The sequence below is a fragment of the Acrocarpospora pleiomorpha genome, from assembly GCF_009687885.1.
Taxonomy (GTDB): domain Bacteria; phylum Actinomycetota; class Actinomycetes; order Streptosporangiales; family Streptosporangiaceae; genus Acrocarpospora; species Acrocarpospora pleiomorpha.
In genome coordinates, this window is sequence record NZ_BLAF01000014.1 from 1 (window position 1) to 18,121 (window position 18,121).

General features: G+C 69.9%; 20 protein-coding genes. 7 read left to right on the forward strand and 13 right to left on the reverse strand.

The genetic code is table 11. The features are described 5' to 3' along the window. A partial coding sequence (locus Aple_RS14020) for a DUF222 domain-containing protein (RefSeq protein WP_155345012.1) occupies positions 1-697 on the reverse strand: 697 nt, incomplete at its 3' end. Positions 698-1,422: 725 nt separating this feature from the next. Here Aple_RS14020 and Aple_RS14025 point away from each other — a divergent pair. Next, entirely contained in the window at positions 1,423-1,890 is a 468-nt protein-coding gene (locus Aple_RS14025) for an SAM-dependent methyltransferase (RefSeq protein ID WP_155345013.1), read from the forward strand. Between the two features lie 236 nt (positions 1,891-2,126). On the opposite strand, the gene Aple_RS14030 is transcribed toward Aple_RS14025, so the two are convergent. From Aple_RS14030 to Aple_RS14045, 4 genes are all read right to left on the reverse strand, one after another. After that, a complete protein-coding gene (locus Aple_RS14030; RefSeq protein WP_155345014.1) occupies positions 2,127-3,452 on the reverse strand; it encodes an MFS transporter in 1,326 nt (441 codons plus the stop codon). Between the two features lie 58 nt (positions 3,453-3,510). Continuing rightward, complete coding sequence (locus Aple_RS14035) at positions 3,511-4,335, reverse strand: MerR family transcriptional regulator (protein WP_155345015.1); 825 nt, start codon at positions 4,333-4,335, stop codon at positions 3,511-3,513. 172 nt (positions 4,336-4,507) lie between these two features. Further along, a complete protein-coding gene (locus Aple_RS14040) occupies positions 4,508-4,969 on the reverse strand; it encodes a VOC family protein (RefSeq protein WP_155345016.1) in 462 nt (153 codons plus the stop codon). Then, entirely contained in the window at positions 4,966-5,541 is a 576-nt protein-coding gene (locus Aple_RS14045) for a DinB family protein (protein WP_155345017.1), read from the reverse strand. Before Aple_RS14045 ends, Aple_RS14040 begins: the two co-directional genes overlap by 4 nt. A 62-nt stretch (positions 5,542-5,603) precedes the next feature. On the opposite strand from Aple_RS14045, the gene Aple_RS14050 reads away from it, so the two are divergent. The 3 genes from Aple_RS14050 to Aple_RS14060 all read left to right on the forward strand — a co-directional run bounded on the left by Aple_RS14050 (position 5,604) and on the right by Aple_RS14060 (position 8,194). Next, entirely contained in the window at positions 5,604-6,599 is a 996-nt protein-coding gene (locus tag Aple_RS14050) for a helix-turn-helix transcriptional regulator (protein WP_174889822.1), read from the forward strand. A 114-nt stretch (positions 6,600-6,713) separates the two neighbouring features. Continuing rightward, positions 6,714-7,133: an MFS transporter gene (locus Aple_RS14055; protein WP_218038322.1), complete on the forward strand. Its 420-nt coding sequence runs from the start codon at positions 6,714-6,716 to the stop codon at positions 7,131-7,133. 107 nt (positions 7,134-7,240) lie between these two features. Further along, the gene (locus tag Aple_RS14060) at positions 7,241-8,194 is read left to right on the forward strand and encodes a sporulation protein (RefSeq protein ID WP_155345019.1); all 954 of its coding nucleotides are present in this window, start codon (positions 7,241-7,243) and stop codon (positions 8,192-8,194) included. A gap of 96 nt (positions 8,195-8,290) precedes the next feature. Here Aple_RS14060 and Aple_RS14065 read toward each other — a convergent pair whose 3' ends face one another. Further along, on the reverse strand, positions 8,291-8,908 hold the full coding sequence (locus Aple_RS14065) for a TetR/AcrR family transcriptional regulator (RefSeq protein WP_246264450.1): 618 nt from the start codon (positions 8,906-8,908) through the stop codon (positions 8,291-8,293). Positions 8,909-9,012: 104 nt separating this feature from the next. Here Aple_RS14065 and Aple_RS14070 point away from each other — a divergent pair, with 104 nt between their 5' ends. Genes Aple_RS14070 through Aple_RS52990 form a run of 3 tightly spaced genes read left to right on the forward strand, consistent with a single transcriptional unit; the run spans position 9,013 to position 10,495 of the window. Next, positions 9,013-9,795 (forward strand): SDR family NAD(P)-dependent oxidoreductase, encoded by a 783-nt coding sequence (locus Aple_RS14070; protein ID WP_155345020.1) that lies wholly within the window; start codon positions 9,013-9,015, stop codon positions 9,793-9,795. Between the two features lie 28 nt (positions 9,796-9,823). Further along, a complete protein-coding gene (locus Aple_RS14075; RefSeq protein ID WP_155345021.1) occupies positions 9,824-10,048 on the forward strand; it encodes a DUF2306 domain-containing protein in 225 nt (74 codons plus the stop codon). A gap of 51 nt (positions 10,049-10,099) precedes the next feature. Further along, complete coding sequence (locus tag Aple_RS52990) at positions 10,100-10,495, forward strand: hypothetical protein (protein WP_176644300.1); 396 nt, start codon at positions 10,100-10,102, stop codon at positions 10,493-10,495. A gap of 455 nt (positions 10,496-10,950) precedes the next feature. Here the strand turns inward: Aple_RS52990 and Aple_RS14085 are convergent, their stop codons facing one another. Genes Aple_RS14085 through Aple_RS14115 form a run of 7 tightly spaced genes read right to left on the reverse strand, consistent with a single transcriptional unit; the run spans position 10,951 to position 17,951 of the window. After that, entirely contained in the window at positions 10,951-11,436 is a 486-nt protein-coding gene (locus tag Aple_RS14085; protein ID WP_155345022.1) for a low molecular weight protein-tyrosine-phosphatase, read from the reverse strand. 19 nt (positions 11,437-11,455) lie between these two features. Further along, positions 11,456-12,565: an AAA family ATPase gene (locus Aple_RS14090; RefSeq protein ID WP_155345023.1), complete on the reverse strand. Its 1,110-nt coding sequence runs from the start codon at positions 12,563-12,565 to the stop codon at positions 11,456-11,458. Continuing rightward, positions 12,562-13,194 (reverse strand): nicotinamide riboside transporter PnuC, encoded by a 633-nt coding sequence (gene pnuC, locus Aple_RS14095; RefSeq protein ID WP_246264455.1) that lies wholly within the window; start codon positions 13,192-13,194, stop codon positions 12,562-12,564. Before pnuC ends, Aple_RS14090 begins: the two co-directional genes overlap by 4 nt. 57 nt (positions 13,195-13,251) lie before the next feature. Beyond that, entirely contained in the window at positions 13,252-13,968 is a 717-nt protein-coding gene (locus Aple_RS14100; RefSeq protein WP_155345025.1) for an ABC transporter ATP-binding protein, read from the reverse strand. Further along, the gene (locus tag Aple_RS14105; RefSeq protein ID WP_155345026.1) at positions 13,961-15,841 is read right to left on the reverse strand and encodes a branched-chain amino acid ABC transporter ATP-binding protein/permease; all 1,881 of its coding nucleotides are present in this window, start codon (positions 15,839-15,841) and stop codon (positions 13,961-13,963) included. The genes Aple_RS14100 and Aple_RS14105 overlap by 8 nt, the downstream gene beginning before the upstream one ends. Beyond that, positions 15,838-16,701: a branched-chain amino acid ABC transporter permease gene (locus Aple_RS14110; protein WP_155345027.1), complete on the reverse strand. Its 864-nt coding sequence runs from the start codon at positions 16,699-16,701 to the stop codon at positions 15,838-15,840. Before Aple_RS14110 ends, Aple_RS14105 begins: the two co-directional genes overlap by 4 nt. Continuing rightward, on the reverse strand, positions 16,701-17,951 hold the full coding sequence (locus Aple_RS14115) for an amino acid ABC transporter substrate-binding protein (protein ID WP_155345028.1): 1,251 nt from the start codon (positions 17,949-17,951) through the stop codon (positions 16,701-16,703). The genes Aple_RS14110 and Aple_RS14115 overlap by 1 nt, the downstream gene beginning before the upstream one ends. Positions 17,952-18,121 lie beyond the last annotated feature (170 nt).

The window sequence follows — 18,121 nt, forward strand, 5'->3', positions numbered from 1 at the left end:
CCTGACAGATCGCATCGACCGACCCCTCGGCCAGCGTGCCGGAGGCGAACCGGTCCCGCACGACGGGCAGCCGGGCCAGCTGGGTCGCCAGCCGGATCAGACGGGACGCGCCCCCGCCGCTCATCCCCGCCGAGGCGCGCAGCCAGGTCCCGGTCGAGGCATGCCCGCCACCCGCAGCACTCCTGGCCTCACCGGCCGCATGCACCCGCCCCACCCGCGCGGCAATCGCCGAGTCCAGCCGATCCCGCGTGAACAGCAACTCCTCCGTCTCACCCAGACACAACCCGGCACCCTCGGGCAGGTCGGACACCGCAAGCAGGGACGCGCGCTGCCTCAGCTCCGACACCAGCACCCCGGAACCCACCGGCTCACCACAGGCCTGCGGCCCCGAGCGGGCGCCGCCGGCAGAACGGGGGCCGTCGGTGGAGCGGCCGGTATCGGTGGAGCGAGGGCCGTTGGTGGAAGGGCCGGCGTCGGTGGAGCGGGCACCGTCGGTGGAAGGGCCATGAAGGAACTGCTGCCGTGCGTCCTGCTGCCGTGCGTCACCGTATGTGTCGCCGGAGGCGTCGGCGGCGGGACGCTGGGGCGGGACGTGGTCAGGGTCCAGCACCGTGTCCTTCAAGAACGCGGGCAACCCACGACCGCAGGCACCTCCCGCACGGGAGGAATCCCGCACCTCGAACGGAAACCCGAGCATGGAAAACTCCCCCCTTCCGCTTCGGCAGATCCCGAACAACCACCCCCACGCTATCTGGCACCTACGACGAAACCCGGCCTTGATCCGCGACAAGGCCGCAGGTCACGAGCCCCGTGAAAAGATCTACCTACCGCCCGCCCACCTGCCACGACCCGAAGAACCATCCGGCACGCGCGATCAGGGCAGCACACCAACCCGCGGACCCTCCACCGCGAAGAACAAGCCCTCAGCTCGGCCAAACACCACGACAAGATCATGAGACAGCGGACGCCAAGGCGGGGGTAGGCATCCAGCAGATAGGTTCGGGTCCTGCGATTAGAGGCGCCAGCGTGGCACCGACGAACTCAAGCGATACTTCTAGACCAGCCAGGTCAGCGAAGGCCGACGATCTCGGCGTATCTGGTCATGTCGCGTTCGTAGGCGTCGTCGGCTCTCGCCCCGTCCAGAGGGCGCGTGGCCCCGTTCACACCCAGTATGCGGACGAGGCGTACGGAACGTCTTCGATCTCACGCTCTATCCGCCGACCTCCCCATGATGATCAACAACGCGCTCGGCGAGCAATGGCGAGCCGCGCCCCGCCCTACGGCGCGGACATCCCGACATGCGGCGTCATCTAGCGCCGTTCCGTCGCCGGGGCATACCCGCCGTGGCCGCGTTTGATCGGCGAGCCGCCACGTACCTGGCGGGCTTAGATTGACCCGGAGCCCCGCGCGAGGAGGACGGCAATGACGAAGTCGCTGGAGATCACTCCGATCGGCGTCGTGGTGGGAGGACGCGTGTCGCCGACCGACGATCGCTGGACCGAGACATCGATCATCCGCCTCGACCCTGACTTCCCTTTGGACGTCGTAAGGGGATTGGAGGAGTTCAGCCACCTCATCGTCGTCTGGCACTTCCACCAAGCCTCCCCCGGCGACGTCGCACTGCACGCCCGGAGCCCTCGCAATGATCCCCGCTGGCCCGCCACCGGGACATTCGCGCACCGCAACCACCGCCGCCCCAACCAACTCGCGCAGTCCTTCCCCCGTCTGCTGAAGGTCGACGGACTGGATCTCCACGTGGCGGACCTCGACGCGATCGACGGCACCCCGGTCTACGACATCGGGCCCTACTTCCGGGAGATGGGTCCCCGCGGAGAGATCAGGGAGCCCGAGTGGCCCGGCCAGATGCTGTCCGACTACTGGGGAACATAGTCTCGGTGCCGGTCGGCCATCTGGAAGCGCGCGCCCGTCTTGCTGGACGGATCGCCATCCGGTCGGCGTGATCGTGTTGCTTCCCGCGCCCGCAGTGCCATTGGTGGCCTTGGAGGTCAGCCGGTCCTCGTGGTCGTACCCGTACATAGGCGGCGGCCAGGATCAGCAGCGCGATGCCGAGGCCGGCCACGACCGCGACGCGTGTTGCGGTCGGCCTCGGGCGCTGGTGAGTTCGCTCATGACGTCCTCCGCTCCGATTCGGGTGATGGCCGAGGGGTAAGGCGGGACGACTCGGGCAGTGCTCGTTCCATCATCAGCGCTGAGGCGCCGGCCCCCAGTGCCACGAGCGCAGCCGTCAGGAATGCCGCCGTCGGAGACGCGCTGAGCAGCTGAATGCCGAGTACGGGCGCGATCGTCAGGCCCAACCACCACGACAGGCCCATCGACGCCATATACCGCCCGCGCAGACCGGCTGGCGCGAGATCCGCGGTGAGCGGCATCAGTACGGCCGTGTGGAAGCATTCGCCGATCGCGACCGCGATCGCCGCCGCGAACAGTGCCGGGTACACCGCTCCGGGGCTGGCGCCCGCAGCGAGGACGAGCAGGTAGGCGCCGACGAACAGCCACGCTGCCAGCGCCATCATCACGACCCGCCGGCGACCCTCGGCGAGCCTGGCGATCGGCAGTTGGGCCACGGCAACGGTGGCGGCGTTGGCCAGAAGCAGCAAGCCGATCAGCTGCGCGCTGAGGCCCAGGTCGCCGCCGGCGAACGGAGGTACCAGCCAGGTGAAGACACCCCACCCGACCGCGATCATCGCCGTGTTCGTGACGGCGAGCTGGACAAAGGCCCGGTCCCGGACGACGAGCCGGTAACCGCCCGCGACCGGTTCCGGCCGCGTGTCGTCCCGTACGACGGCGACCAGGACACACACGTAGATGAGGTAGGTGAGGCCGTTGGCCAGGAACAGCAGCACGAACCCGGTCACGCCGTATGCCGCGACGAGACCGCCGACGCCACCGCCGATCCCGATGCCGACGTTGCCGGCGACCCGGGAAATCGCGGTGGCCCGATGGCGCAGGTGCGACGGTGCGAGCGTCGCGATGAGCGTCGACTGGCTGGGATTCAGTGCGCCGTTTCCGGCGCCGGCGATCGCGGCGGCCACGAACGCGTGCGCGGGAACGTACGCGAACGCCAGGCCGACATAACCGGCGGCCAGGGCAACGCCGGCGCCCACGCCGACCGTACGAGCCCCGAAGCGGTCGATGAGCGGGCCCGCGATTGGCACGGTCACAACCGCGACGCCGGTGATCAAGCCGACTACGAGTCCCGCCACGCCCAGGCTGAACCCGCGACCGTCGTGCAGGTAGATGATCTCAAACGGCAGGACGGCGCCGTAGCCGACGTAGTTCAGGAAGATCCCGAGCACGACGAACCACAGTTCGCGTGACAGGCCGAAGCGGGCCTGGGCATTGCTCGCGGTCTGGCTGTCCCGCCGCTGTTGGGCTCGGCGCAGCAGGTCGGCCTGGCGCTCACGGGCGAGCGCGCTGTTGATCTCGTCCACGCGCCAACCGTCAAGCCTCCCGTTACAGGACAGTCAAGCGCCGGGCCGTACGCGCTGGTCAGGATGCGGGCTTGGTCTGGAACACCGGCCAGCAGACCTCGGTCACGTGCCGGGACTCGTCAGTCGTGTCGAACGCCGAGATCAGGTATTGCTCGCGGATCGGCCCGGCGACGCCGATTTCCCGCTCCGCCACGTAGGTGCCCAGCGCGCCGTAGGTCCGGTCGAGGTCGGCATGGCTACCCGCATGCACCGCCACCGCCAGCTCGGCCGGGGGGATCTCCACCATCCTGGTCCGGCCGACCGCGTCCATCTCGCCCGTGATCGGGACATACGCGACGACCTCGCCCGCCTCGAGCTCGAAGTACTCGGCCGAGAACAGCGCGGTACGGGGGCCGGCCGCCGGGACGGTTGCCGCCGCCAGCGTCGCGTCCAGCGCGCGAAACGCCGCATTCCACCATTCATCCAGGTCCGACGCCGACACGTGCTCGGAGATCGCGAGAGCTCGGATCGGACCCACCGACCGGTGCTCGACCGCGGTAGATGCGAGCGGCCGCTCCAACAGCGCGCGCAACGAGGCGACCATGGTTTGCGTCTCGGCGAGCTGCGCTTCCATCCGCCGCATGTGCGCGACGATCAGCTTGTTGCGGGCGTCGACGTCGGGCGCCCCCAGCACTTCCCTGATCTCGTCGAGCGGCATGCCGAGGTCGCGAAACCTGCGTATCACCTGCGCGATCGGCACCTGATCCGGAACGTAGAAGCGGTAGCCGGACGCCGGGTCGATCTCGGCCGGCACCAACACCCCGACGGCGTGGTAGTGCCGTAGCGCCTTCACGCTCAGGTGAGTCATTCGCGAAAAGTCACCGATGGCCAGTCGAGCTCGCATGGCACGAATTCTCCACCCGACCCCGTGGTTTGTACGTGAGAGTTGACCGCACTTACTCGAATCTCGTGCCAGCGCTCGACCGAGGACAGCGCCCGGACCATCAGTTCAGGCAGCGAGGGGCCTTGAGGCGAGAACGCCGACAAAGGGTACTTCCCGGATGCCGGGCGGGCTGTCAGTCCAGGCAGAACTCGTTGCCCTCGGGGTCGGTCATCACGATGAAGCCGGCGCTCATCGGAGGATCGGGGTCGTAGCGGCGCACCCGCGTCGCTCCCAGGGCGACGAGCCGATCGCACTCGGCCTCCAGCGCCGCCATCCGCTCCTCCCCCTGCAGTCCGGGAGCGGCGCGGACGTCGAGGTGGACGCGGTTCTTGACGACCTTGTCCTCCGGAACCTGCTGGAAGAACACCCGTGGGCCGTGCCCGTCCGGGTCCTCGATGGCCGATCTCGTGTTGCGCTGCTCCTCCGGCACGCCGATCCGCGCGAGGAAGTCGTCCCATGCGGCCAGCGGGTCGGCGCCCTCGGGCAGGTCGACTCCGGGCGGGCCGGGGTGGACGTAGCCCAGGGCGTCGCGCCAGAAGGACGACAGCGCCCGCGGGTCGTGGGCGTCGAAGGTGACCTGGATGTGGCGGCTCATCGGGTTGTTCCGTTCGTGTGCAGGTAGAGGTCGCGCAGCAGGCAGACCTCGGACAGGTGGTGGATCAGCTCGCGGTGGATGTGCAGCACCAGGTCGGCCATGGGCGCATCGGGGTAGGGCTCCTTCGCGCCGACCGGGACCCGGAGCCCGGCCTCGCCGAGGCCGCGCACGCCGGCCAGCCAGAGGTCGAGCTGGGCCTCGAGCTGGTCGAGCGCGGTGGCCGCGCCGCCGGCGTACTCCCAGGTCTCCCATGATGCCGCCGGCGCGCCGAAGTGCGCCGCGTTGCGCATGGCGAGCACGCCGACGATGACGTGACCCAGTCGCCAGGCGATCGTGGTGAAGGGCGCGGGGACCGGCTCGGGGAAGGCGTAGTCGATCGTGAAGTCCCCGGCGCCGACCTGTACAGGCACCGTCGAGGTGCCGCGCGGCCGCACGCTCCAGGCGTCCGGCACCGGCGACCAGAAGTACTCCTCGTCGGTGAGGCCGTCGAGCCGGGCTCGGAGCTGATGGTTCCAGTGGAACTCCCACTGCTCGCGCAGCGTCCGGTTCCAGTCGAGTTCGTCTGCGTCCATGGAGCCACTCTGGCACCCCTGGCGGACAGAATCGGTCCGCTATCTCTGGCAGAGTGGGCGACATGGGCGCAGGCGAGCGGGGTACGACCGAGCGGGTGCTCACCCTGCTCGGGCTGCTGCAGCAGCGCCAGGTCTGGACCGGGCCCGAGCTCGCCGACCGGCTCGGGGTCACGCCGCGTACGGTGCGGCGTGATGTCGAGCGGCTGCGCACGCTCGGTTATCCGGTGCATGCCAGCCAGGGTGTCGGCGGCGGCTACCAGCTCGGCCCGGGGCAGGCCCTGCCGCCGCTGCTGCTCGACGACGAGGAGGCGATCGCCACCGCGGTCTCGCTGCTCGCCGGCGCGGGTGGCGCGGTCGCGAGCGCCGGCGACGCCGCGCTCCGGGCGCTGACCAAGCTCGACCGGGTGCTGCCCACCCGGCTGCGGCACGAGGTGCGCGCGCTGTCCGGCTCGGTGGAGTCCTTCGGCGGAGGCCGCACGCCGGTCGACCCCAAGGTGCTCATGACGCTGGCCAGAGCCTGCCGCGACGAGGTCGAGGCCGGTTTCGACTACCCGTCCGGGGGCGAGGTGCGCGGGCGGCGGGTCGAGCCCTACCGGCTGGTCGCCTCCGACCGGCGCTGGTACCTGCTCGCCTACGACCTCGACCGCGACGACTGGCGCAACTTCCGCGTCGACCGGATGACCGAGGTGTCCGCACGGACGAGGCGCTTCCGCCCGCGCGCGGCGCCGGACGCGGCGGCGTACGTGCAGGAGAGCGTGGCGAGCCGGGTCTACCCGCACCAGGCGCGCTTCCTCGTGCACGCCTCGGCCGATACGGTGCGCGCGCAGATTCCGGCGTCGGCGGCTGTCGTACGGCCGCGAGGGAGCGAGCGCTGCGAGGTGCTCAGTGGCGCGGGCAGCCTCGATTTCGTGCTCATGCACGTGCTCCTGCTGGGGCACGACTTCGAGGTGCTCGACCCTCCGGAGCTCGGGAGGCGCTGTCGCGTGCTGGCGGAGAGACTGCTGTCAGCCGCCGTACCGCTCACGGAGGCGACAGGAGAGACTGCACCGTCGCGATGACGACGCGGGCGAGATTCCTCGGGGTGGCCCAGCTGATGCTGATCCTCGACATCACCGTCGTGGCCATCGCGCTGCCGCACATCGAGCTCGACCTGGGCCTGAGCCGGCGGCGCCTTGATATACGCGATCACCCGGGCCGGGGACCACGGGTGGCTCACCGCCACGACCGGGTGGCTCGTGCTGGCGGCCGCGCTGGGCTATCTGGCGTTCGTGGCCAGGCAGAAGACCGCCAGGTCGCCCCTGATGGGCCTCGCCCTGCTGGTACGGCGCCCGGTGGCCACCGGCACGTTCCTCATCCTGATGGCGACGGCGCTGATGATCGCGGTGTTCTTCCTCGGCACCTTCTACTTCCAGCACGCGCGGGGAATCGGCGCCCTGCAGACCGGCCTGCTGTTCCTCCCGGTCGCGGTGGGGACGATGCTCGGGGCCAGCCTCACCGGGGCCACGCTCTCCGGGTTCACCAGCGGCTTCGTCCTCGCCACTGTCGCCGCGGGCGCCGGGGCCCTCGTGGCCGCCATCCTGACACCCGGATGAGGAGGAAACTGTCACCTATCCGAGCCCGATCCCAGGAACCTCACGCCCGAGATGATCGTTTGGCCCTCCGGCATGCCTCATCGTCCAACGTGACAGGAGAAGCAACGGTGGTCTTCAAACGGATGCTCGGAGCCTTCGGCGTCGGCGCACCCTCGGTGGACACGGTCCTGGCCGTGCCCCGGATCCAGCCCGGCGGAACGCTGACCGGGCAGGTGCGGCTCAAGGGCGGCGACTTCGACGCCGAGATCGAGCACATCATCCTGGGCCTGGTGGCGCGGGTGGAGATCGAGCACGGCGACGGCGAAGGCAGCGGTCTCGGGGAGTTCTTCCGCTTCCAGGCCTCCGGTCCCTTCATCCTGCGCAAGGGCGAGGAGCGGGCCATCGACTTCCAGACCCCGATCCCCTTCGAGACGCCGATCAGCGAGATCGGCGGCCAGCAGCTGCACGGCATGCAGCTCGGGGTGCGCACCGAGCTGGCCATCGCCAAGGCCGTCGACAAGGGCGACCTGGACAGCATCGCGGTCCAGCCGCTGCCCTCCCAGAACGCGGTCCTGCACGCCCTGATCCAGCTCGGCTGCCAGTTCAAGTCAGCCGACCTCGAAGCCGGCCAGGTGTACGGCACCCGCCAGGAACTCCCGTTCTACCAGGAGATCGAGTTCTACGCGCCTCCCCAGCACTCGGGCCACGTGAACGAGATCGAGCTGACGTTCGTGACCAGCGCGACCGGGCTGGAGGTCATCCTGGAGGCCGACACGCGCTCGGGTCACTCCGGCGACGCCGTCGGCCGCTTCCACCTCAGCCACGACGAAGCCCTGCGCACCGACTGGGCGAGCGAGATCGACCGCTGGCTGATCGGCCTCGCCCAGTACGGAGGCGGCGGCCACCACATGGGCGGCTACGGCGACCACCACGCTGAGCACCACCATGAGCACCGCAGCGGGCCAGGCTGGGGTGCGGTCGCGGCCGCCGGTGCCGCGGGCGTTGTCGGCGGCCTCGTGGCCGGCGAAATCATCGAAGAGATCTTCGAAGAGGAAGAGGAAGAAAGCGGAGAGGACTGGTAAACAGCGTCTGGGCCGCCCCTCCAACAGGGCGGCCCGTCAGCGCAGGACCACGGTCTTGTGGCCGTGGTCAGGTCGATCGGCAACGTATCTGGCCGGTCAGAGGCCGGTGGCCGCACGTCCGGGATCGGTCCCGAATCCCCGTAGCAGCGTGTCGACGATCAGGGTGGTCAGGGTGTCTATGTCCGCGTCGGCGGTTCCGCCCTGGGTCACCTCGTGGATTAGCGCGTAGTAGCAGCGCCGTGCCCACTCGATGTCGACGTCGGACCGTAGGAGCCCGGTGGCCTGCGCGCGGCGGAAGAGCCGATCGCACTCCTCCAGCACGTTCGCGTGCACACGGGAGATCTCCGGATCCGTGGAGCTTCCGGCCCGGTTCATGGCGAAGCCCCAGCCGATCTTGACGCGGAGCACGTCCGCGGTCACCCGGTAGAGGACGACCAGAGGTGGCGCGGCGTCGGTCACCGCGCCGTCGACGGCGGCGGCGAACTGCGCGGTCGCCCACCGGGTCAGGGCGTCGATGAGCGCCTCGCGCGTCGCGAAGCGCCGGTGAACCGTAGTGCGGGCGACGCCGGCGGCCTCGGCGATCTGCTCCATGGTGGCCGCAGGATCGACCAAGAGTACGCGTTCGGCGGCCTCCAGGATCGTGTGCACCGTCCGTTCCGCGTCGGCGCGGAGCGGCTTGCTGCCGATGCGGAGGAGCTCGTGCTGCAGTGTCACCAGGAAACACTACATCAAGGTAGCCGCATCCGAAGGACTTGCGACATTGATGTTGCGAGTTATAGCTTTGGCGCGTCGTAAACGATGCAATTAGGAGGCGTGGAATGGACCTGCAGCTGAGCGGTCGGACCGCCGTGGTCACCGGGGCCAGCAAGGGGATCGGGCTCGCCACCGTCGCGGCGCTGAGCGGCGAGGGTATGCGCGTGGTCGCGGCCGCGCGGACGGTGACGCCGGAGCTTAAGGACCTGGGGGCGATCGCGATCCCGGTGGACCTGGGGGCGGCCGGCGGGCCGGAGCGGCTGGTCGCGGCGGCACTGGCGGAGCTGGGTGAGCTGGACCTGCTCGTCAACAACGTGGGCGGGGGTGATGGCGACGCGGTGGGCGGGTTTCTGTCCTTCGACGACGGGCAATGGGCGGAGATCTACGGCCTGAACCTCTTCGCGGCGGTTCGCACGACCCGGGCCGCGTTGCCCAGTCTGCTGCGGCGTGGCGGAGTCGTCGTCAACGTCTCCTCGAACTCCGCGCGGATCCCGCACGCCGGCCCAGTTCCGTACACGACGGCGAAGGCGGCCCTGACGGCGTTCGGGAAGGCCCTCGCGGAGGAGTTCGGGCCTGCGGGCGTTCGCGTCAACACCGTGTCACCCGGGCCGGTGCGCACCGCCATGTGGGAGTCGCCCGACGGCTACGGCGCCCAGCTCGCCGCCTCACTCGGGCTGGCGCGGGAGCAGCTGGTGGCCGGGCTGCCCGCGACGATGGGCATGACCACGGGACGGCTCGTGGAACCCGCGGAGGTCGCCGCCCTGGTCGCCTACCTCGCTTCGCCGCTCGCGGCGAGCACCACCGGAGCCGACCACATCATCGACGGCGGAGCGATCAAGACGGCATGACGGGACGCGCGCGGGTTGCGTCTACGGTGTGCTCGTCAACCTACACCTGCTGGCCTATCGAGCCGCGCGCGAGCGACGGTTCCGCGAGCATCAGGCCTGGATGATCCGGAACTTCGCCCTGACCTACGCAGCTGTCACGCTGCGCGCGGCCCTGCCGGTGCTCATCCTCCTGCAGCTGCCGTTCAGCATCGTGGTCGCGGAGATCCTGATCTCTCGCCGGGGGCTTCCGGGAGTGCGCATGTCCACTCTTTAGGGCCCCCGCTAGCGGCAGGAGCCGCGTGCCCGCAGACGGCATCACAACGTCATGATCCACCGCAGCCGACTGCCGAACCTCCCCGAGTACGCGCTGGTCTTCCACGGGGAGGGGAATGCCGTACATCGCGGTGATGTACGGCATTCCGCTCGATGGTGGTTGATGGTTCCGACGGGCGTAGCCCTAGTGACCGTGCCCGTGGCCGTGACCGTGGCCGTGACCGTGCCCATGACCGTGCCCATGACCGTGGCCGTGCCCGTGACCATGGCCGTGCCCGTGACCGTGCCCGTGACCGTGCCCGTGACCGTGCCCGTGCCCGTGCCCGTGCCCGTGACCATGGCCGTGCCCGTGGCCGTGCCCATGGCCATGACCGTGACCGTGGCCGTCGTGGCCGTTATGAGGTGGTGGTTTCAGCAGGGATTCCGTGTTCAGGGCTGTGACCGTTGAGGCGCCGATGGATGTCGTGGTCGCTGGAATCTGGCTGGCTGACGCTTCAGATACCTGGCCCATCACCAGGGTCGCGGCACCGAAGAGTGTTGCGGCCAGCAGTGACAGTCGCTTCCGCTCCATGAGCGTCTCCTCCTGGATTCGCCTGACGATTGCGATACAGAACCAGTGTTCACATGGGCGTCGAATGGCGTCCAGACGAGCCGGGCGGATTTGGCGGCGAGGCGGCCCAAGCCATATTCGCTCGTATACGCGCGCTTGCGAAACGCTAATCCCGAATACCCTGCGTCTGCGATTTCATGAATCGCGAAGGGGAAAACGAGCGTGCGGCCCTCATGGTGGCGACCTGCGGATGCCCGGCCATCGGCTGGATTCCCGCGCCCCCAGCGGTTCGCACCAGGTATGCGCCGCCGCGTCAACAAACCCCACATATTGGTAAGGACGGATGCGGAGTCTCATTTTGACGCGGCGGAAGGCTGCTGCGTGCGAATCGCGGCTATAAGACCGGGGATGGCCGCTTCGATCTGCATGCGTACGCGTTCGAAATCGGCGCGGTCGCCGTAGTAGGGGTCCGGCACGTCCAGCGAGTCCGCGCTGGGGTCGAACTCGCGGAGGAGGCGTATCTTCTCGCGTTCCAGGTCTGTGCGGGCCATCGAGCGCAGGTCCCGGTGGTGTCCCCGGTCGAGGGCGATGATCAGGTCGTATCGGTTGAACCACACCGGGCGGAACTGCCGCGCCGCATGCGCCGAGGTGTATCCGGCCCGGCGAAGCGCCGCCACCGTGCGGCGGTCGGCCGGATTACCCGCATGCCACCCGTGCGTACCCGAACTGTCCACCTCCACGTCCAGGCCCTCGTCCGCGAGCCACCGCCGGACGATGTGCTCCGCCATGGGGGAACGGCAGATGTTGCCCGTACACACGAATGTCACGCGAAAGACCATGTGATCCAGTGTGGAGGTGTCAGAGCGGTGGCGCGAACGGGCGGCCGGTGGCGACGAGGGTGTCCACCGCCTGGACCGCGGCGGCCAGGCGCTCCTCGTGCGGGCCTCTGACAACGACATGCGGCAGTCCGCGATCGGCGAGTTCCGCGCGGAACCGCCGGTCCATGCCGTGGCGGATGTGCTCGCCGTCGCGCCAGCCGTCCTGCTCGAACGGCATGCCGTCCACGCTCGTATGGATCCACAGGTCGTGGCGGGCCCGCTCGTGGACACCCAGGACGTCCTGGCTGACCGTGCCGAGATAGCGTTCGTGCCACAGGGCGGTGCTGAGCGCGTCGGTGTCGCAGAACAGCAGCGGGGATCCCGCCCGCGCGGCCGCCTCCTCCCACGCGAGCTGCCTCTCCGCGATCAGGGTGAACTCCTCCGGCGCCCACCGCAGGTCGTCCAGCCACGGCTCGGGCTCCCCCGCCGCCTTGGCGGCCCGGCGGGCCAGGGCCAGCTTCTCCTCGCAGTACGTCCTGCCGTACTCGGGCACCCACCGGGTGGCGGCCCAGACGCCGCCGCGATCCGCGTAGTGGGCGGCCAGCGCGCGGGCGAGCGTGGTCGTGCCGGTCGACTCGGCGCCCACGACCACGACGCGCCAGGCGAGATGCGCCCGCACGGGCGGGGTCAGCCAGGGCCAGGCGGCCACGGGGTCCGCCCGCACCAGGGTCCCGCTCACCGGGTGGCGCTCCCGCCCGGGGTCGACCGCCACGTGCGTGGCCGCGAACCTGCGGGCCAGCTCGGGGCCGTACTCCTCGGACGAGAACACGGCGTCGACCTCGGGGCCGGCCGCGCCGTGGGACAGCGCCAGCGCGTGCCGGAACACCGCGACGTGCGCGGCCCAGATCTCCGGGTCGTCGTAGTCGACCTCGATGTCGTCGACCACCGGCGCGATCACCACGTGCGGCTGCGGATGCGCCTCCCGCAGCCATGCCGTACGGCAGGCCAGCGGGATGGTCTCCACACTCGACGCGGCCACGACCACGGTCACGAGCGCGCAGCGAGCCGCGGCGGTGTCGATGAGGTGGTGGTGACCGGCGTGCGGCGGATAGAACTTGCCGATGACGAGACCGTGCGCGAATCCGGTCATGCGGCGGGCACCGGGACCCGCCGGAAATCGCGCTGCCAGGCGAGCAGCCCGGCGACGCACAACGCCAGGAAGATCACGTAAAGGGCACTGGTGAGATACAGCTCCTTGTACGCATATAGCGGGATGTAGAGGAGATCGGCGGTGATCCACAGCCACCATGACTCCAGCAGCTTGCGGCACTGGCCGTACGTCGCCATCAGGGACAGCGCGGTCGTCAAGGCGTCCCACAACGGCACGACCGAGTCGGTCCACGCGGACAGCACGGCCGTGAGCAGCGCGGTGCCGGCGACGCCGGCGAGGATGAGCCAGGTCCACTCGGCGCGGCCGGTCCTGGACACGGTGAGCGAGGTCCGCCCGGCCCCGCCGTACAGCCACTGCCACCACCCGTAGAGGCCGAGGGCGACGTAGACGATCTGCAGCGCGGCGTCCGCGTACAGGCCGGAGGTCAGGAACACGAGCCCGAGCAGGACGACGTTGGCCACGCCGATCGGCCAGTTCCAGACGTGCTGGCGGACCACCAGCCAGACGGTGAGCACCCCCGTCGCGAACCCGAGCACCTCCGCCCAGCTCATCGGCACCCCACCGAGGGTGATCGCGGGCTCCAGCAGCGGCCCCAGCAGATCGGTCACCACGACCTCCATAATCGTCGGATTGACGATAACAGTCGCCGGCGATCAGTGGAATACTCACAGTCCGAGCACGCTGCGCCGCACCTCGGCGCTGTCGCGCAGCGCGTCCGCAGGACCGGAGAGCACCACCCGGCCCTCCCCCAGCAGGTACGCCCGGCTCGCGATGGCGAGGGCCCGCCGCACGTCCTGTTCCACCACGACGACGCTCACCCCGAGCCCGTTGATCCGCCCGATCGCGTCGTAGACCTCGTCCACCAGGACCGGCGCGAGCCCCAGCGACGGCTCGTCGAGCAGCAGCAGGCGCGGCTGGGCCATCAGGGCGCGGCCGATCGCGACCATCTGCTGCTCGCCGCCGCTGAGACTGCCCGCGAGCTGGCCGACGCGCTCGGCCAGCCGGGGAAAGATCTCGTAGACGCCGGCCAAACTCGCCCGATGCGCCCGCCTGGCGCCCTTGCGGTAAGCGCCGAGGACCAGGTTGTCCAGCACAGTCATCCGGGGGAAGATTCGCCGCCCCTCGGGCACGATCACCACGCCGTGCCCGCAGACCCGGTGACCGCGCAGCCGGGTGATGTCGACCCCGCGCACACTGATCCGGCCCCCATGCGCCGGATGGATCCCGGCGACGGTGTTGACCAGGGTGGACTTGCCGGCGCCGTTGGGGCCGACGACGCAGACCGTCTCGCCCTCGTGGACCTCGATCGCCACATCCCACAGCGCCTGGGCGTCGCCGTACCGCACGTCGAGATCGCGGACCCGCAGCAGCGGCTCAGACATGGGCCTGCCTCCCCAGGTAGGCGCGGATGACGGCGGGGTCGTTGAGCACGGCCTGCGGCGCCCCGTCGGCCAGGAGGGTGCCGCGGTCGAGCACGACGAGCCGGGTGGCCAGCTGGTTGAGCACCCGCAGCAGGTGCTCGACGATGACGATGGTGATGCCGCTCTCGTGGATCCGGCGCACCACCCGGACCGCGTTGTCGATCTCGGCCGGGTTGAGCCCGGCGAGCGCCTCGTCGAGCAGCAGCACCTTCGGGTTGGAGGCGACCGCGCGGGCCATCTCCAGCAGCTGCCGCTGGTGCAGGTTCAGGCCGGCGGGGTAGGCGTCGGCCAGGTGGTCCAGCGCGACCGTGGCGAGATGCCGCTCGGCGACGGGGCGGGCCCGGTTCAGTGACAGCGGCTCCCGGCCGAACATGATGGCCATGGCCACGTTGTCGCGGACCGTCATCGAGTCGTACGGCCGGGGGATCTGGTAGGTGCGGGCCATCCCGACGTGCGCGATCCGGTGCGGGGCCATCCGGGTGATGTCCCGCCCGTCGAGGCGGATCACGCCGCGGGTCGGCCGGGACGCGCCGGAGAGCAGGTTGACCAGCGTCGTCTTGCCCGACCCGTTCGGCCCGACCAGGCCAACCAGCTCGCCCGCCGGGATGTCCAGCGTGACGTCCTCCAGCGCGTGCACGCCGCCGAAGTAGCGAGCCACCTGGCGGCACTCGATGAGCATCGCGCCGGGCTGACGGGGTTCCATCTTGGGCTCGTCCTCGGCGGGGATGCTGCCCGTGGCGGCCTTGGATGAAGCGGGCCGCGAGCCCAGCACGATCGCCAGCACCCCGGCCACCAGCATCCCGGCGACCAGCCAGTCGAGAAGCTCTCCCCAGACGTTGAGCGCCGCCAGTCCCCCGCTGACCACGACCAGGGCGCCGAGCGCGACGTATGGGCGCGCCCTCAGCCGGGCGTACAGGCCGTCGGGGGCGAGCGCGACCAACAGCGCGAGGATCGCGCCCAAGATGATCGAGTTCCAGGCGTCCAGGCCGTAGGAGGAGAGCCGGTCCTGCAGGGTGACGATCAGCACCGCGCCGATCACCGGCCCGAGCCAGTGGGTGCGCCCGCCGAGCACTGCCATCACGATGACGAAGAGGGGAATGGTCAGATTGAAGACGCTCTCCACGGTGACGAAGCCGATCTGGATCGCGTACACGCTGCCCGCGACCCCGCCGAGCACGCCGCTGATCAGCATCGCCAGCATCTTGTAGCGGAAGGTGGCCACGCCCATCACCTCGGCGACATCCTCGGCGTCGCGGATCGCCGCGAGCGCCGAGCCGGTCCTGCTGTGCTGGATGGCGTACGCGGCCGCGACCGCGATGGCCGCGATCGACAGGGCGAGCAGGTACTGCGACTGCTGCGGCGAGCCGAACACGTCGGGCAGCTCGGGGATCGGGACGGTGTTGCCCTGCCCGCCGTCAATCGACCGGTTGATCCGGGCGAACGCGGCGAGGATGAACGGCACGGCCAGGGTCAGCAGGGCGAAGATCTCGCCGCGCAGCGAGCCGAGCCGGAACGCGACCGCGCCAACGCCGAGCGCCAGCAGCCCGCACAGCACGGCGGCGAGCGGGACGGTGAGGAAGAAGTCGACGCCGTGCCGCCCGCTCAGCACGGCCGTGGTGTACGCCCCGACCCCGACGTACGCGGCCTGCCCGAAGCTGAAGTAGCCGCTGTAGCCGGAGAGGATGTTCCAGCTGGTCGCCTGCGCGATCCAGAAGCAGATCGAGCCGAGCAGGATGAGATAGAACGACGGCAGCCCGAGCTGATCGCTGAGCACGCCGACGGCGGCCAGCAGCAGGAACGCCACCAGCAGCCCGGCGCCACCGCGGCGGATCATCGCGCACCTCCGAACAGGCCCTGCGGGCGCACCAGCAGGGCCAGGATGATCGCCGAGAAGAGCACGAACGGCGCGGTCGCCGGCGACCACACCGCGGAGACCACGCCGGACAGCACGCCGACCAGGATGCCGGCCGCGAACGTGCCCACCACCTCGCCGATCCCGCCGAGGATGACCACCGCGAACACGGTGCCGAACCACTCGTACGCAGTCTCCGGAGTCAGCGCGTTGGAGAGCGCGAAGACCATGCCCGCCAGGGCGGCGGTGGCCCCCACCACCCCGCCGAGCAGCACGCTGAGCCTGCGATGATCGACCCCGAACGCGCCGGCCACCGCCCGGTCCTGCGCGATCGCCCGCATCGCCCGCCCCACGAAGGTACGGCGCAGCACCAGGTGGGCGGCGAGCACCACCAGCGCGGCCAGCCCGAAGGCCACCAGCGTGGTGACCGGGAAGACCAGCCGGCCGATCGCCACCGACCCGGTGGCATACGGGTTGACGTCCGCGGACATCCGCTGGAAGTCAGCGCTCCAGATATTGCCGGTCAGCTGGATGGTGATGATCAGCAACCCGAAGCTGACCAGCAGCGAGTTGAACTCGGTCAGCCCCAGCCGGTCGAACAGCCACTGGATGGCGGCCCCGGCGAGGAACATGGCCGGCACGCTCACCACCAGCGTCAGCATCGGATCGATGCGCCAGGAGGTGGCCACCTCGAAGGTCAGGTACGCCCCGATCAAGATCAGCCCGAAATGGGCCAGATTGATGACGCGCAACACACCCCACGTCACCGAGAGACCGGCGGCCATCAGGGCATAAAGGCCACCGATCAGCGCTCCGGTGAGCATGGCCTGGACAACGTTCATCAGGAGCTGGGGCCCTGCAACTGCGCGGCGGCCCGGTCGGCCGGCCACACGGTGACCCACTCGCCGTTCTGGATCTGCTTGAGGCTCTGCGTGGTCGGCCAGAAGTTGTGCGCCTTCGGGTCGAAGGTCAGGTGCCCGCTGAACGTCGTGTCGGCGCCCGTCGCGTGCAGCGTGTCGCACATCTTCCGCTGGTCCAAGCCGCCGCTGCTCGTGACCGCGCCGGTGAGGATCTCCCACGCGTTCCAGGACGCCGCGGCCTGGGTCTCGAAGACCGTGTACGGCAACTTCGCCGCCGCCGCGCGCTTGCTGAACTCGGTGGTGATCTCGGTGGCCGCCGGGCCGAGCTTGTCCAGGGTCGCCTTGTTCGGCTCGAACATCGAGACCGACAACATCCCCTCGGCCCCGTCGCCGAGCGCCAGCAGCGGCCCGGGCGCCGGGAACAGCCCGAACATCTGCTTCGGCCGGTAGCCGAGCTGGGCCATCGCCTGCAGGATGTTCGCCGCGTCCACGCCGAGACCGTTGTTGACGACCAGGTCGGGGTCGGCGTCGCGGACCTGGGTGGCGATCGGCGCCCAGTCCGTGGTGGTCGGCGGGTAGTGGATGTCGGCCACCACGTCGAGGCCGCGCTCCCTGGCGATGCTCAGCACGCCGGACTTGTCGTCGCCGAAGCCGTCGGAGACGAAAGCGGCCGACCCGCTCTGGCTGGTCAGCACCGCGATCCGCTTCGGCGGGGCGGGCAGCGTGGCCACCGCGTCGAACAGCTGGTTGGGGATGAAGCTGTTCGGCGTGGGGGTGATCGACCAGGCCGGGAACTGGCACTCGTAGGTCAGCTGCGGGGCCAGCACGGCGGTGTGCTGGGGCATGACGTACCCGTGCCGCTGAGCTACCGCCATCGCCGACAGGATGTTCGGCGTCGCGTACGGCCCGATGATCAGGTCGACCTTGTCCTGGCTGATCAGCCGCTCGTACAGCTGGCTGACCTTGGCCTGGTCGGACTGGTCGTCCACGACCTTCCACTCGACCTTGCGGCCGAGCAGCCCGCCGGCGGCGTTGAGCCGGTCGACGAACGTCTCACCGGCGATCTTGTGGATCTGGCCGGTCGCGGCGAACGCGCCGGTCAGCGACAGGGTGGAGCCGACGACGATGGGCTCGTCGCCGCCCCCGCCGGAACCCGAGCCGTTGCCGCATCCCGCGGCCGCGACACCCAGCGCCAGCACGGCGCCGAGGACGGTGATGGAGCGCCTGCGCATCTCGATATGCCCTTTCGTGCAGAGTGCGGACCTCGGGACGGGTCAGTGCACGGCGCCGCCAGATGGGAAGCCTGAGCCGTCCACCTTCCCTTCGCGGACAATCGTCCGTCAGACGGACGTTACGCAGATCACAATCTGCGCTCACACCTGAACTATGTCAAGACTCAAGC

Excerpts from the sequence above, each read along its gene's own strand:
- Aple_RS14025 (WP_155345013.1), top strand. The coding sequence starts at position 1,423 with ATGACGAAGTCGCTGGAGATCACTCCGATCGGCGTCGTGGTGGGAGGA.
- Aple_RS14035 (WP_155345015.1), bottom strand. The coding sequence starts at position 4,335 with ATGCGAGCTCGACTGGCCATCGGTGACTTTTCGCGAATGACTCACCTG.
- Aple_RS14040 (WP_155345016.1), bottom strand. The coding sequence starts at position 4,969 with ATGAGCCGCCACATCCAGGTCACCTTCGACGCCCACGACCCGCGGGCG.
- Aple_RS14045 (WP_155345017.1), bottom strand. The coding sequence starts at position 5,541 with ATGGACGCAGACGAACTCGACTGGAACCGGACGCTGCGCGAGCAGTGG.
- Aple_RS14050 (WP_174889822.1), top strand. The coding sequence starts at position 5,604 with ATGGGCGCAGGCGAGCGGGGTACGACCGAGCGGGTGCTCACCCTGCTC.
- Aple_RS14070 (WP_155345020.1), top strand. The coding sequence starts at position 9,013 with ATGGACCTGCAGCTGAGCGGTCGGACCGCCGTGGTCACCGGGGCCAGC.
- Aple_RS52990 (WP_176644300.1), top strand. The coding sequence starts at position 10,100 with ATGATCCACCGCAGCCGACTGCCGAACCTCCCCGAGTACGCGCTGGTC.
- Aple_RS14085 (WP_155345022.1), bottom strand. The coding sequence starts at position 11,436 with ATGGTCTTTCGCGTGACATTCGTGTGTACGGGCAACATCTGCCGTTCC.
- Aple_RS14090 (WP_155345023.1), bottom strand. The coding sequence starts at position 12,565 with ATGACCGGATTCGCGCACGGTCTCGTCATCGGCAAGTTCTATCCGCCG.
- Aple_RS14100 (WP_155345025.1), bottom strand. The coding sequence starts at position 13,968 with ATGTCTGAGCCGCTGCTGCGGGTCCGCGATCTCGACGTGCGGTACGGC.
- Aple_RS14105 (WP_155345026.1), bottom strand. The coding sequence starts at position 15,841 with ATGATCCGCCGCGGTGGCGCCGGGCTGCTGGTGGCGTTCCTGCTGCTG.
- Aple_RS14110 (WP_155345027.1), bottom strand. The coding sequence starts at position 16,701 with ATGAACGTTGTCCAGGCCATGCTCACCGGAGCGCTGATCGGTGGCCTT.
- Aple_RS14115 (WP_155345028.1), bottom strand. The coding sequence starts at position 17,951 with ATGCGCAGGCGCTCCATCACCGTCCTCGGCGCCGTGCTGGCGCTGGGT.